The sequence below is a fragment of the Mycoplasmopsis agassizii genome (assembly GCF_002272945.1).
Classification (GTDB): domain Bacteria; phylum Bacillota_I; class Bacilli_A; order Mycoplasmatales; family Metamycoplasmataceae; genus Mycoplasmopsis_B; species Mycoplasmopsis_B agassizii.
Genome location: NZ_NQMN01000001.1, coordinates 451,579 through 465,470 on the forward strand (window position 1 = coordinate 451,579; position 13,892 = coordinate 465,470).

The 13,892-nt window shown below is 31.8% G+C and carries 16 protein-coding genes; 3 read left to right on the forward strand and 13 right to left on the reverse strand.

All coding sequences use genetic code 4. The features are described 5' to 3' along the window. Positions 1 to 4 precede the first annotated feature (4 nt). From rplN to CJF60_RS01825, 13 genes are all read right to left on the reverse strand, one after another. Positions 5 to 373 carry a 50S ribosomal protein L14 gene (rplN, locus tag CJF60_RS01765; protein ID WP_084232397.1) on the reverse strand — a complete coding sequence of 123 codons (369 nt, stop codon included), beginning with the start codon at positions 371 to 373 and terminating at the stop codon, positions 5 to 7. Further along, entirely contained in the window at positions 373 to 648 is a 276-nt protein-coding gene (gene rpsQ, locus CJF60_RS01770; protein WP_084232398.1) for a 30S ribosomal protein S17, read from the reverse strand. The genes rplN and rpsQ overlap by 1 nt, the downstream gene beginning before the upstream one ends. Continuing rightward, positions 648 to 848, reverse strand: coding sequence for a 50S ribosomal protein L29 (gene rpmC / locus CJF60_RS01775; protein ID WP_084232399.1), 201 nt, complete (start codon positions 846 to 848; stop codon positions 648 to 650). Before rpmC ends, rpsQ begins: the two co-directional genes overlap by 1 nt. Continuing rightward, entirely contained in the window at positions 848 to 1,276 is a 429-nt protein-coding gene (gene rplP, locus CJF60_RS01780; protein WP_084232400.1) for a 50S ribosomal protein L16, read from the reverse strand. The genes rpmC and rplP overlap by 1 nt, the downstream gene beginning before the upstream one ends. Continuing rightward, positions 1,254 to 1,922: a 30S ribosomal protein S3 gene (gene rpsC, locus CJF60_RS01785; RefSeq protein WP_095279122.1), complete on the reverse strand. Its 669-nt coding sequence runs from the start codon at positions 1,920 to 1,922 to the stop codon at positions 1,254 to 1,256. The genes rplP and rpsC overlap by 23 nt, the downstream gene beginning before the upstream one ends. Positions 1,923 to 1,925: 3 nt before the next feature. Next, positions 1,926 to 2,258: a 50S ribosomal protein L22 gene (gene rplV / locus CJF60_RS01790; protein ID WP_084232402.1), complete on the reverse strand. Its 333-nt coding sequence runs from the start codon at positions 2,256 to 2,258 to the stop codon at positions 1,926 to 1,928. Continuing rightward, positions 2,258 to 2,533, reverse strand: a complete 276-nt coding sequence (rpsS, locus tag CJF60_RS01795) for a 30S ribosomal protein S19 (RefSeq protein ID WP_084232403.1) — start codon at positions 2,531 to 2,533, stop codon at positions 2,258 to 2,260. The genes rplV and rpsS overlap by 1 nt, the downstream gene beginning before the upstream one ends. Further along, complete coding sequence (rplB, locus tag CJF60_RS01800; RefSeq protein WP_084232404.1) at positions 2,533 to 3,378, reverse strand: 50S ribosomal protein L2; 846 nt, start codon at positions 3,376 to 3,378, stop codon at positions 2,533 to 2,535. Before rplB ends, rpsS begins: the two co-directional genes overlap by 1 nt. A 49-nt stretch (positions 3,379 to 3,427) precedes the next feature. Further along, positions 3,428 to 3,877 (reverse strand): 50S ribosomal protein L23, encoded by a 450-nt coding sequence (gene rplW / locus CJF60_RS01805; RefSeq protein WP_084232405.1) that lies wholly within the window; start codon positions 3,875 to 3,877, stop codon positions 3,428 to 3,430. After that, positions 3,877 to 4,788, reverse strand: a complete 912-nt coding sequence (rplD, locus tag CJF60_RS05275; protein WP_200807540.1) for a 50S ribosomal protein L4 — start codon at positions 4,786 to 4,788, stop codon at positions 3,877 to 3,879. Before rplD ends, rplW begins: the two co-directional genes overlap by 1 nt. A 2-nt stretch (positions 4,789 to 4,790) precedes the next feature. Then, the gene (rplC, locus tag CJF60_RS01815; protein ID WP_084232406.1) at positions 4,791 to 5,606 is read right to left on the reverse strand and encodes a 50S ribosomal protein L3; all 816 of its coding nucleotides are present in this window, start codon (positions 5,604 to 5,606) and stop codon (positions 4,791 to 4,793) included. 34 nt (positions 5,607 to 5,640) lie between these two features. Continuing rightward, a complete protein-coding gene (gene rpsJ / locus CJF60_RS01820) occupies positions 5,641 to 5,946 on the reverse strand; it encodes a 30S ribosomal protein S10 (protein WP_084232407.1) in 306 nt (101 codons plus the stop codon). A gap of 322 nt (positions 5,947 to 6,268) precedes the next feature. Beyond that, the gene (locus tag CJF60_RS01825; protein WP_084232408.1) at positions 6,269 to 9,802 is read right to left on the reverse strand and encodes a hypothetical protein; all 3,534 of its coding nucleotides are present in this window, start codon (positions 9,800 to 9,802) and stop codon (positions 6,269 to 6,271) included. A gap of 498 nt (positions 9,803 to 10,300) precedes the next feature. Here CJF60_RS01825 and CJF60_RS01830 point away from each other — a divergent pair, with 498 nt between their 5' ends. The 3 genes from CJF60_RS01830 to CJF60_RS01835 all read left to right on the forward strand — a co-directional run bounded on the left by CJF60_RS01830 (position 10,301) and on the right by CJF60_RS01835 (position 13,812). After that, positions 10,301 to 11,989 (forward strand): endonuclease/exonuclease/phosphatase family protein, encoded by a 1,689-nt coding sequence (locus CJF60_RS01830; protein ID WP_084232409.1) that lies wholly within the window; start codon positions 10,301 to 10,303, stop codon positions 11,987 to 11,989. A 66-nt stretch (positions 11,990 to 12,055) separates the two neighbouring features. Next, complete coding sequence (locus CJF60_RS05380) at positions 12,056 to 12,187, forward strand: hypothetical protein (protein ID WP_268875531.1); 132 nt, start codon at positions 12,056 to 12,058, stop codon at positions 12,185 to 12,187. A gap of 110 nt (positions 12,188 to 12,297) precedes the next feature. Then, positions 12,298 to 13,812: a type 2 periplasmic-binding domain-containing protein gene (locus CJF60_RS01835; RefSeq protein WP_084232410.1), complete on the forward strand. Its 1,515-nt coding sequence runs from the start codon at positions 12,298 to 12,300 to the stop codon at positions 13,810 to 13,812. The last annotated feature ends 80 nt before the right edge of the window (positions 13,813 to 13,892 follow it).

Sequence of the window (13,892 nt, forward strand, 5' to 3'; positions counted from 1 at the left end):
ACTCCTATAACACTTCACTAGCTAAAGAAACGATTTTAGCGTAGCCTTTATCTTTTAATTCACGAGCAACTGGTCCAAAAACACGAGTTCCTCTTGGTGTTTTATCTTCTTTGATAATTACAACTGCATTGTCATCAAAGCGAATGTGTGTACCTGAATCACGTTTAATTCCGTATTTAGTTCTTACAATAACTGCTTTAACAACTTGACCTTTTTTAACGATTCCATTAGGTGTTGCCTTTTTAACTGAACAAACCACAATGTCACCGATATTTGAAGTTTTTTTACGAGAACCCCCTAAATTACGGATGATTCCAACTTCTTTAGCACCTGAATTGTCAGCAACTTTGGCACGTGATAATTCTAATAACATTATTCACCAACCTTTGCTGAATCAAGGATTTTTACTAAACGATAACGTTTAGTTGCTGATAAAGGACGAGTTTCCATGATTTGTACGAAATCACCTTCACGAGCGATATTTAGTTCATCATGAACTTGAAATTTTTTACTACTTTTGAAACGTTTTGAATATAGGGGGTGTTTTTTATAAGTGTCAACTGTAACTGTAATAGTTTTACGATTTACTTCAGGAGCAAAAGCACGAGTCACTTTACCTTCTAATGATTTACGTGAACTTCTTTGCATTAGTTTTCTCCTTCGTTTTCTGTCATTTGTAATACAGTTAATAATTTTGCCACTTCACGGCGTAACTCTTTAATTTTGTGAGTTTTATCTAGTTGACCTGTGCGATTTTGAAATCTTAATGTAAATAATTCAGCACGTACATCAGTTAATAATTGCTTAATTTCTGCACGTGATTTTTTTGACATTTCTTTAAATTTCATTATGCCACCTCACTTGTTGTTTCTGCTGTAATAATTTTTCACTTAACAGGTAATTTATGACCTGCAAGTCTTAAGGCATCACGAGCAATTTCTTCACTAACACCTTTAACTTCAAACATTACTGTTTGTCTTTGCACGACAGCGATTCATTTATCAGGACTACCTTTTCCTGAACCCATACGTACTCCAATTGGTTTAGAAGTTTTTGAAAAGTGGGGGAAAATTCTAATAAAAACTTGTCCTTCACGACCCATTCTTCTAGTTGCAGCAATACGAGCTGATTCGATTTGACGAGCATCAATTCAAGCAGAAGTTACAGCTTGTAGTCCAAAACTACCAAAACTTACTTTGTTTCCTCTTTGCGCATCACGTTTATCGTGACGAATACGGAAAACTTTACGGTGTTTAGTTCTCTTTGGTTGTAGCATGTTTACCTTCTTCGTAGATATCTCCTAATGAGATTCAAACTTTTACACCAATTGCACCATAGGTAGTTCTAGCTGTTGCTGTTGCATAATCAACATTTTGGCGTAGTGTATGTAATTTCATTAAACCTTCAGCATAACCTTCTGTACGAGCCATGTCGACTCCGTTTAAACGTCCACTAACTGAAGTTTTAATTCCTTTAGCACCTGCTTTTAAAGCATTACGGATTGCAAATTTTTGTGCAATACGGAATGGGCGACGATTTTCTAAATCGATAGCAATTTGTTCTGCTAATAATCTAGCTGATAAATTAGCATCATCTAAATTGATTAGATCAATTTTGATTGGATAATTTTTCTTGCGCAGTGCTTTTTGTAAGTTGGTTGTAATTGTGGCAATGTTTGATGCATCTTGTCCTAACATTGCACCTTTTTTAGCAGTATGAACTAAAACGTTAACTTTTTCTTTGTTACGTTTAATTTCCACTTTAGCAATTTGGTATTGGCGTACTAATTTGTCAAAAAATTGGTAAATTTTTTGATCTTCGATTAATAAATCTGCAAAATCTTTTTTGTCAACGTGTCAAATGGAATTACGGTTTTTAGTAATTCCATAACGGAAACCATTTGGATTTGTCTTTTGTCCCATAGATTATATTTCCTTTACAGTCACTGCCAAATGACTTGTTCTTTTTAAAATTCTTGTAGCACGACCTTGTGAATGTGGTTGAAAACGTTTTAAAGTTGGTCCTTGGTTGACCATAACGTTTGAAACCACTAGTTTTGATGCATCTAAACCGTGGTTATTAACAGCATTAGCAACTGCTGAATTTACTAATTTTAAGAATAACGGTGCTGCTTTTTTATTAGTATTTTGTAAGATCACGATAGCTTCGCTAACTCTTTTTGTTCTGAATAAATCAGCCACTAAATTAGCTTTTTGACTACTAATTCTTGTAGTTAATAATTTTGCGTATGCTTCCATTATTTTTTCTTCCCTTTGTCTTCACCGTGACCGTTGTAGTATCTTGTAGGTGCAAATTCACCTAGTTTATGACCTACCATGTCATCTGTTACAAAAACACTAATAAATTCTTTACCGTTATGTACTTGAAAAGTTAAGTTAACAAAATGTGGAAAGATAGTAGAGCGGCGTGATCAAGTTTTAATTGGTTTTTTAGAATTGCTTTTGTTTGCTTCTTCTACTTTTTTAAGTAGATGATCATCAGCAAAAGGACCTTTTTTAAGTGAACGACCCATTATTTACTATCCTTTCTACGGCGAATAATTAACTTATTGCTATTTTTCTTTGTACTTCTTGTTTTTACACCAAGAGCTTTTTTACCTCAAGGAGTAAGTGGTGCTTTACGACCAATTGGTTGCTTACCTTCACCACCACCATGAGGGTGATCTACTGGGTTCATTGCTGAACCACGCACTGTTGGGCGAGTACCCATTTTACGCATTCTTCCGGCTTTTCCAACACTTACTAAACTGTGTTCTTCATTACCGACAACACCGATTGTTGCACGACATGAACTTAGAACTCTTCTAACTTCACCTGATTTTAATCTTAAAATGGTGTATTTTCCATCTTCAGAATTTCCTAAAATCTGTGCGTATGAACCAGCTGAACGTGCCATTACAGCACCACCTCCTGGTTGCATTTCAATGTTATGAATTTCAGTACCTTCAGGAATGTTACGCATTGGAAGTGTGTTTCCAACGATGATGTCAACATTTTCTCCTGAAATAATTTTGTCTCCAACTTTTAAATTTTTTGGAGTTAGAATGTAGCGTTTTTCACCATCTGCATAAACTGCTAATGAGATATTTGCTGAACGATTAGGATCGTATTCAATCGTTTTAATTGTTGCTGGAATGTTGTCTTTATTACGCTTAAAGTCAATCAGACGGTAATATCTTTTATTACGCCCAGCTTGATGTCTAACGGTAATTACACCACGGTTATTACGTCCTGAATTCTTCTTTAATAAAACCATTAAAGATTTTTCAGGAGCGTGACCTGATAGATTAGCCTTGTAATCTAAAATGGTCATGTGACGTTGTCCGTTAGTCGTAGGTTTTAACTTACGAATTGCCATGTAAAATCCTTTCTACTTAATAATATTTGGCTAGTTTTTCTACTAAGTATTATTTACCTTCACGTGCTTTTTTAATCGGTTTTTTAACCGTAGCAGTTTTTGAAGTTTTAGCTGCTAATTTTGCAGCTGCTTTTGCTTGAGCCTGATCAGCTTTGTCTTTATCGACAACATCTTCTTTAACGACTTTTGCTTTTTTAGCTTTTTTGTCGTCTTTTGCTTCTTCTGGGAAGAAGTTAATTACGTGACCTTCTTTTAAGGTTACATAGGCTTTTTTATATGAAGAAGTAAATCCACTGAAACGTCCAACCTTTTTAGGTTTTCTCGCTACTTTCATTAAATTTACTTTTTCAACTTCAACATTAAAAATAAATTCAACAGCCTTTGCAATTTCAATCTTATTTGCACGGTTATCAATTTTAAAAGTGTAAACTCTTTGCTCCATTAATGAGTAAGATTTTTCAGTTAAAATTGGCGCTTTGATAATTTCATTAACAAGCATTATCCCACCAGACTTTCTAAGACTTTGATATCGTCTTCACTAATAAATAGTGCATCTAAAGCGATTAAATCTTCAACTAATAATGAAGTAACTTTTGTAATTTTAACGTTTCTTAAATTACGTGCACTTAAGAATAAGTTTTCATCATCTGAAACAATTAAAACTCTTCTTAATTTATCTGCATTAAATTCTTTTAGTTTAGTAATTAAAGATTTAGTTGAAATGGTTGCCATTTTTAAATTTTCAATTACAACTGCTTCACGCTCTGATGCATATGCTAGAGCAGCATTTAAAGCATGACGGCGTGTTGATTTATTAACTTTTAATTTGTAGTTACGGGTATTTCTTGGTCCTCAAGCAATCCCCCCACCTACCATTTGTGGAGCTCTTAGAGTACCTTGACGAGCATTACCAGTTCCCTTTTGACGGAATGGTTTTTTACCTGTTCCTGAAACTTCTTCACGAGTTTTAGTATGGTGAGTACCTTGACGTCTTGATGCACGTTCACTCATGATGGTATCAAAAATTGCTTGGTCATATTTTTTCTCAACTGATCAAATAGTTGAATTTAATTTTGACTTTGCAGTTGCTTTTAAAGGTTCTTGAATTGCTTTTTTAGTTTCGTTAGTTTTTGTACTTACGTTTAAAGCACCTGATTCAGTTTTAGTTGCTAAAACTACGTTTTCTTCTTTAACTTTTGGTGCTTTTGAAGACTTTGTAATTTTTACTTTTGATGTACTTGTATCATTTTTTGAAGCAGATGTTGTTTTAGTAGTAGCTTTTTTAACTGCAGGTTTTTTAGTTTCACTAGCAGGTTTTGCTGCTGCTTTTTTAGGAGCACTTTTTGTAGCAGGTTTATCTGCTTTAGCTGCTGTTGTTTTAGTAGTTTTAACTTTTTTCTCTTCAGCCATGATTACTCTCCATCTTTTTTATGTGAAGCTTCTGCTTGTTTTTCAGCTTCAACTACTAATTTTTCAATTTCGTTAACATCCATGTCAGCGTTAACACTTAAATGACCGAATTTACGAGCACGCTCGAATAAGTCATTTAATTTTGCTTGAATTACTAAATCAACTAGTTTAACTGGTTGATGGTCAGGTAATCCTTTAACTGCTTCTTTAATTAAAACGAATGATTTTTTAGCACCAGGAATTGATCCTTTTACTAATAATAAATTGTTTGTAACATCAACTAAAACAATTTCTAGGTTTTGTACAGTTCTTTGTACGTGTCCTAAATGTCCAGGCATGGTTTTACCTTTACGAACTTTGTTATCTGTAACAACTCCTAAAGATCCAACTTGACGAACTGGTTGAGATCCTCCCCCACCACCATGTGAACGAGGTCCGATTTTTTGGTTATGTCTTTTAATTGACCCAGCAAATCCTTTACCTTTTGAGATACCAGTAGCATCTACTAATTGACCAACATGGAAGATTGAAGCATCAACTTGATCTCCAAGATTAAATCCTTCCATATTGCGAATTTCTTTTACGAAGCGCTTAGGTGTTGTATTTGCTTTTTTGAAATGACCTTGTTCAGGTCGATTTTGACGAGATTCTTTTTTGTCAAAAGCAGATAGTTGCACTGCTTTGTAACCATTAGACTCTTGTGTTAAAACTTTTGTAACAACATTTGGTGTAACTTCAATAACAGTAACTGGAATTGATGCTCCATGGTCACTGAAAATTTGTGTCATACCAACTTTGCGTCCTAAGATTCCTTTCATTTTTCCTCTTTTCAAAATTTAAATTTTTAAAAATTTATTTAACTTTTAATTCTAGTGAAACACCAGCAGGCATTTCTAAGTGGTTCAGTAATTCGATGAACTTTTTGTCAACATTTTCAAAGATGAATAATCTTTTAAATGTTCTTCTTTCGAATTGCTCACGTGATTTCTTGTTAACGTGAACTGAACGTAAAATTGTAAATACTTCTCGTTTGGTTGGAAGTGGTACAGGTCCTGAGAATTTAACATTGTTTTTATCTGCTAAGATAATAACTTTTTTAGTTGCTTGATCAACTAATTGATGTTCAAAACTTCTCAATTTAACAGCTATTTTACTCATTGTTGCTCCTTTTGTTCTTATTTGAACTGGCTCCATGCAAAAACTTGATAATCATGAACAACGGTGGTTGATGTATCAACAACCTTGCACTTCAAAGCCTGTTGTATTTTCAATATTACCACATTTTTTTAAATTAGTTATTTTTATTAAAAAAATTTTTCCTGAATAGACTTAAAAGCAAGAAAATTGCCTGAAGATGCTTTAAGGCTAAATAACCTCAAAAACGTGTACATGTATAGCAAATTAGTCTCTTAAACTCGTTAAAAAAGCATAAAAAAATCAAGGTTTTTTGACCTTGATTTTAGGTTTATAAATTTGGTTATTAGATAACTTTAACTAGTACTAAAACTAGAACAATAACTAAGATAACGGCAATCCCGATAGCACCACCAAGGATACCTCATCATTTTTTACCGATTACTTCACCACTTTTTTTAGTTTTAGGTTCAACAGCATTTTCAACTGTAACTCACTCAGGAGAATCTGCTTCTTCTTCTAAGTTTGCAGGTACGAAAATGTCTTCTTGTACATCGTGAACTACATCTTTACTTTTAATTTTGTATGAAGTATCTGATGAAGGAATTTCATCTAGAGTTTCTTCAAATAAAGAAGGAACTGTAGCAGCTGCTGGTTCTTCAACTTTTTCAGTTACAACTGATGATGAAGATGCACTTGAAACTGTTTCAGTTTTAACTTCATTTACAGTTTCTTTAACAACTTCAGTGTTTGAAACAACTTTAACATCACTTTCAACGATTCTAATTACGTTTGATAATTTTTCATCGTCTTTTTCAATTTCTTTATCTTTTTCAGAAATTGATTTATCTAGAGCTTCTTTAACACGTTTGAAATCTTCAGCTCTTTTTGTTGATGCTTCAATTTCGGCAGTAATTAATTCTTTAACACGAATTTCTTGCTCTTTAATTTGTAATTTACGTGTGTTGTAAATTCTTTCTTCTTCTTCTTGAAGTGCTTTTGTAGCACGAAGTTGCTTTTGAATTCTTAGTTGACGTTGTGCGTGAACTTCTTTATCAATATCTTTGATTTCACTTAAACGACGAGCACGTTCAAGTAATTCTTGACGTTTTAATTCTTTAATTTGCTCTTCTTCATCGTGAAGAATTTCTAATGTTTGATCAAATTGTGATTTTAAAGCACGTTGAGCAGCAAGTTGTTGAGTTGCGATTTGTTGTTGTGCAACATTATATTGTTGGTTTGCAGCAGGTGCTTGACTTGGTTGAAAACTTTGTGTAACGTATGGGTTAAGTGGTCTTTGAGGAACAAATTGACCTGTTACATAAGGATTAACTGGACGTTGAGGTTGTTGTTGTGGAACAAACTGTCCTGTTACATAAGGATTAACAGGGCGCTGTGGCGCTACTGGTCCTTGAGGTGTTGGTTGAGGTTGTTGTGGATTAACATTTCTGTTAAATTGTTGAGTTAGATAAGGGTTAACTGGTCTTTGTGGAACAAATTGCCCTGTGTTATATTGATTAGCAAAATTATTAGGTTGCTGAACGTTTGGGTTCTGGTTGTTAATATTTTTATTTTGCTGATTAGCACGATTGTGCTGATTTTGATTACCTTTTGATGACATTGTTTTTTCTCTCTCCTGTTGGTTTAGATTTATTTCTGCTGTAGTAACATTATCATTTATGTAAGTTTGAACAGTATTATAATGTAGAGAAGCAGTATTTGTTAAATTTTCGTGATGATTTTTTACTTGATTTTGTAATTCATCAAAATCGATATTAACTGTGCGATCTTGTTTTTGCCTTTCAATTTCATTATTGAAATGATTATTATGCAAAATCTTCGATGCTTTTGAATTTGAATTTCTAGATTTTGAATCACTTATTGGTAAGTGATTAACTTGTTGCAAGTGCTGATTTTGAGCGATAAATTGCTCTTGAAATCAGTTATTGCGTTCAATTTCAAATTGATGTCTTTCACGTTCTAAAGCAAGTTGATATTCAAATATACTTTGACGTAGAAAATCTTGTTCTTGCAATCAACTATTGCGCTCTTGTCATAATTGATACTCTCACTGAGCACGTTGTTCATTGAATGCTTGATTCATATGTTCTAGTTCAACTTGATATGCTTGGTAATTAGCCTGCATCTGTGCTTGCATTTGCGCTTGGAAGTTGTAAAAGTTATATTCACTTTGTTGTTGCTGACTAACTAATTCATAAGTTTGATTAGTTTGTACATTTTCCAGTGCCATCGTTAATTGGGCACTATAAGCATCTTCCATAGCAACTAATTGAGCTTCATATCAACCTGCTTGATTAGCCAATAACTGTGTATATTCAGCATTTGATTTATGTAACTTACGTTGTGATTCTTCAAACAGTCGATCACTTTCAGCTAATAAAACTTCAAATTCTTGACGTTGTCTTTCACCTAGTAATTTTACTCTTTCAGCAATTTCATGCTCGTAAGAAGCTTTTTGCTCTTCAAGTAATTTTTGGTATTCTTGACGTTGGCTATCGCTCATTTTAGCGATGAATTCGCTTTGCTCAGAAATAACTTTTTCGCTAACACGTTTTAAAGTTTTTTCTTGCTCGCTTAATAATTCATCTCGCTGCTGTGCTAATAATTCATTTAATAATTGCTTATTAGTTTCAGCTTCATGGTCAAGACGTTTTTGATATTCTAAGAAAAGATTTTTTTGGTGTTCACTAATAATTTGATCACGTTCTTTAATTAGTTGTTCTTCACGTTCATGAATTTGTGCTTCATAAAATTTACGTGATTCTTCAATTTGTTGTTCATAAAAATTTTGCATTTCTTGAAATTGAGAATCAATATAACTTTGTTCAGCTTGATACTCTTTAGAAGCTTCTTCATACTCTTTGACTTGTTGTTCATAAAGTGCTCTTGCAGCTTCTTCTTTAGCTTTTAATCTTGCCCTTGATTCTTCTTCTAAAGCCTCAAGTTCTTTCTGAATTGTTTCATAATTATCTTCTGATTCATATGTTTTTTCAGACTCTTTAGATTTAGCTTCTAGTTCAGCATTTTCTTTTTGCAGCAATTCTAGTTGCCTATTTAATTCTGCTAAACGTGCATTTTTTTCTAGTTCAAGTTGATTATGTTCTTCATGAAAGCGTTGTTCTAATTCTTTATATTCTTCCAAATATTCTTTAGATAAATCAACTTCAACTTTTTCGGCATTGTCAAGTCGTTCTGATTCTGCTTTCATTTTTTTCAAAGTTTCATCAAAGTCAGATTTGGTAATTACTTCTTCAGCTTCTTGAATAGCAGCTTTTTGTTCTACTATTTTTGCTAAGTTTAATTCTTCAACTTCATCGACTTTGATTTCTTCTTTTTGATCACTATTTTGAGAAGTAGTTTGCTGTGCATAAAATAAAGGCATGTCCATTAAACCATCATTATAGTTCTTAGGAATTTTTCTGTCTTTTTTAGCTTCAGACTGTTTTTCACGAGTCTTTTTCATTTCTAGAATGTACTCTTGAGTACCTTCTCAATTTTTTCTATCATCAGGTAAAATGCGATATTTAGTTTTTAAATCAATATAAAATTCTTTATGAACTTTTTTGATTTTTAATTCTAATTCACTTGCACTTTCACGAGAAAATTTTGAAATCGTTAAATAGTGTTTGTTCTTTTTAAAATCTCCACTAGGATCTTCTTCAACTTTTAAATTTCCTTCAAAGATTTCTTGAACATTGTGGAATCAAATCATCGCATCTGTTTGACCATAGTTTTCAATAAAATAATCTATGGCATCAAGACGTGATTGAAAGTGACCGATTGCCGAGCTTTTGACCTCTTTTAAAACCCATGAATATGGGGCTGATTTAGGGGCGTATAAACAATAAAATCTATTCACTTATTTCCTTTACAAATTGCAATTAATTTAATAGTAGCAATTGCTACTACGTTTTTGCGTTTATATTATTACACAAAAACATTTTTTTCTTAAGGATTTTAACGGTAAATGCTCAAAAAAAATTAATTTTTTAGTTTTTTTTGCAAATCTGCTCAAAATCCTGTAGAAACAAAAATCTAAAAGTCCCTAAAATAGGGCTTTTTCGGTTTTTTTACGGTCTAAAAACACCTAAAAACCAAGGTTTACGAAACACCCCTAAAAATCAGGGATTTTGAAATTTATGAAAAATTTCATTTTTCTTTTGCAGTTTTTGTCAAAAACACATTGGCTATATAAAATTTGTTATTTATTTTTTTCTGCAAAAATTAGTTTTTGATTTTCATAAATAGGTATGATTTTCCACTATTAACTAGAACTGGTTTATTTATTTTATATAATTTCTACATAAAAATTTAGTGAAACAATTCAAAAGAAATTGTTTTGGAAAGAAAAGAATATATGAAAAAATCTAAACTTTTTAAATTGCTAGTTGGTGTCGCACCACTATTTGCAATTACGACAGCAATTGCCTGTACACCTGTAAAAGATACTCCTAAAGAATCAGTAACTGCACAGTCAATCATCGATAGTTTACCTGGTGAAATAAAGACAAACAGTTCTAACTTAAAACTGGAACAACTAAAAGAAACCCTGAAGAAGATAAGCACTGATGTGCAAAATTCATTCTTAAATTTGTTAGACCAATCTAATAAAACTAAATTCGAAACTGCTTTAAAAGATGACTACAAAATTTCTAAAATTACCCTTGTAATTTCAGATACTTCAAAAACATCTTTACAAGTTATAGTAACTGTAAGTAAGGGTGATGATTCAAAAACTAAAACAATTAAAATTACTGATTTAGTTCAAGAACAAAAATCAGATACTGTCAGTGCTCAATCTATTATCGACAGTTTGCCTAGTGAAATTAAGACAAACCAAGATAATAAAGATCTAGATAAATTAAAAACAAAATTAAAAGATCTAGGTGCTGATGTACAAACCACTTTTTTAAGTTTATTAGATACTTCTGATAAAACTAAATTTGAAACATCTTTAAAAGATGATTATAAAATTTCAAAGATAACTTTAGTAGAACCTGATGATTCTAAAAATTCTTTATCTATTAATTTGAGTGTAAGTAAAGGTGAAGATCTTAAAACAAAGTCAATTAAAATTACAGATCTAAAACAGTCACCTGAAAATGCAATTGGCGAGCCTGGTACAGGAACTATTCAAACTGAAGTTTCAAGTTTAAAAATTGCTACCTGAAATTTAAAAGAATATTACGGTAGAGAAAATTCATTTTTAAAAACTGAATTAATTGCAAAAATAATTCTCCATAATAAATATGACATCGTTAGCGCACAAGAAATAAAACCTGCCGATTATAAGGATAAGTCTGAAACTATAACATCTCATCAAATTATGGTTTCTGAATTAAATAAACTTGACCCCGATAAAGATTGAAAAGCTATTCTTTCGCCCAAGTCACTAGGTAAACAATCATGACAAAAAGGTCAAGCAGAATGATTTATAGTTTTTTATAAATCATCAAAAGTTGAAGCAACAGGCTGATCAAAAATTTATGAAGATAAAGGTTGAGCAGGAACAAATCTTAAAGATAGCGATACAACATATTACTATGCAAGACCACCTTTTGCTGCTCAATTTAAGACTTTAGGAAAAATTGAAAATACTTTTACATTAGTTTCAGCACATCTAGATGCACCAGGAAACGATGCCAAAACACGAAACGAAAAACCATCAGGTTTAGGTAATAAACAAGGTAATCAAGAAGTTGAAGAAGCATTGCAATTAGTTAATGTTTTAAAAACATTTGATGAAGAAGATGGTATTAATAATGAAATTATTTTTATGGGTGATACAAACATTAAAACAGGACATGAAGCAGTCGCTTTTAAACCTGTAATTGATGATGGCTATGCAAATTTACTTGATGATTCAAAAGAATATGCTTCAACTCTAAAACAAAACAAAAACAAGGAATTTGATAACGCTTATGACAAGATTTTTTACAAAGGTAATTTAAAAGTATCGGATGCTAATAGATATAATCTTTGGAAAGTAGTTGGTTCAGTCTTTAGTGAAGAAGAATGAGAAAATTACAAAAAAATCTTTATTTAAAAAGTTCGTGGTGGTGGCACAAAAGGTGCTTATAATCCAGGTCAAGAATATTACTACTGAATCAATATGATTAGTGACCACGCTCCTGTAAGTTTCAAACTGCATATGGATGCTAAAGATGAAACAACATCTAAAGCAGGAACATTAGAACTTTTAACTAAAGAACAAGTAAAAGCAATGGCTAAAACTACTGTTTAGCTTAAAACCTGCAAAATAATATGAAAACAAGTAGTCAAATACTTGTTTTTCTTTAGCAATTTTAATAACTTGCTAAAATCATTTTCAGACAAAATTTAAAAAGGAAAAATATGAACAAAATTAAAAAAATTATAATGCCTATTAGTGCTTTAACAATTTTAAGTGCTTCGCTAGCAATAGCTTGTACAAATCAAAGCAATCCTAGTGATCCAATTAACGATACAAGGGATTTAAAAACTAAAGCAACTGAAACTTTAAATGATTGAACAGGTAAATTAAGCGTTGCTTATGAAACTAATTGAAAACCTGCTTTAGATCTAGCAATTTCAAAACTACCTGAAAGCATGCAAAGTCGCATTCAGTTAATTCCAATTGATACTGGACAATCAGTTAATTACATTCAAAATACAGTTTATAATAGTGCTCAAACTTCAGCAGATGTTTTTGCTTCGCCACTAGATCGTTTTCAAGGATTAGTTGATAGAAATATAGTAACAGTTATTCCTGAAAATTATTTAAGTGATTATAAACAACAAAGAGATAATGTCAAAATTCAAGATAAATATTATGCTTATCCTTTAAATACTGAATCAGTAATTGCTTTTTATAATAAAGATGCTTATGCAAATGGAATTAGCGATATCAAAGATGAAATGGCTAATCCAGTTGAGAAAAAATTTGCTTTTCAAGCAGCAAATTTATGACATGGATCAACTTTATTTAATGGTTTATTTAAAACTATTAACGATAATGATGCAACTAAAGCGACTAACTTTTGAGCATCATGAGATGCACAAAATAAAGTTAGTGCACCTTTTATTGCTAATGAAAAGGTGCAAGCTAGAGTTAAAGAAATTTATGATTACTATAATAAATTGCGCAAAGGTGATAACGAAAAATACAAACAAATTGCTAATTCAAAAGACCAACGTGAAAAAGTTATTATTGAATCTTTAGCAGATAGTAGTGTTTCTTTAACAATTGAAGGACCACCGATTTTACCTCGTTTAGTTGGTTTTGTTTTAAAACAAAATGATTCTAATCCTGCTAAAGCAGTTGAAATTTTAAATAAAATAAGTGCTCAAAAACTACCTAAATATAATGGTGAACAAATGCTTCACTTTAAAGCAGGTTGAGGTTATGCACTAAACCGTGTTTCACTAGCGAATGCTACAGGTAGTGATAAAACAAAAGCGGCTGATGGCAAATTAGCATTTGCTAATTATTTTACCCAAATTCTAACTTCAAAAGAAATTTCAAGCGCTTGAATTACTAACGCAGGAAAAATTTCAGCAGCAGATGATGCCACTCGAGAAGTTGATGTTAAATTATTAACAATTGAAGATCCACAAGACCCACGTAAAAAAATTGATTTAACTAAATTTATTGCTCAAAGTGGTTTTGAAAATGCTATTAAAAACCTTTATTCAGGAGTAGTTAACGCTGTTTTAGATCAAACTAAAGAAAATATTAATCAGCCTAAATGACCAACAGCTGAAGGTTATTGAAAAGCCTGAGATGACCATGGCTTAATTAAATCTGATTATGCAAGCAGTAATGCCTTCTTAGAAGCTTTTAAAGCAAATGTTAACACTCAAGTTAACGAAGCAAATAAACCCAAATAATTTTGATAATGAACATCAGCAGATGTTCATTATTTTTAATTTATTTTACTTATGTTGTGCAGGATTTAAAAATTTATCAT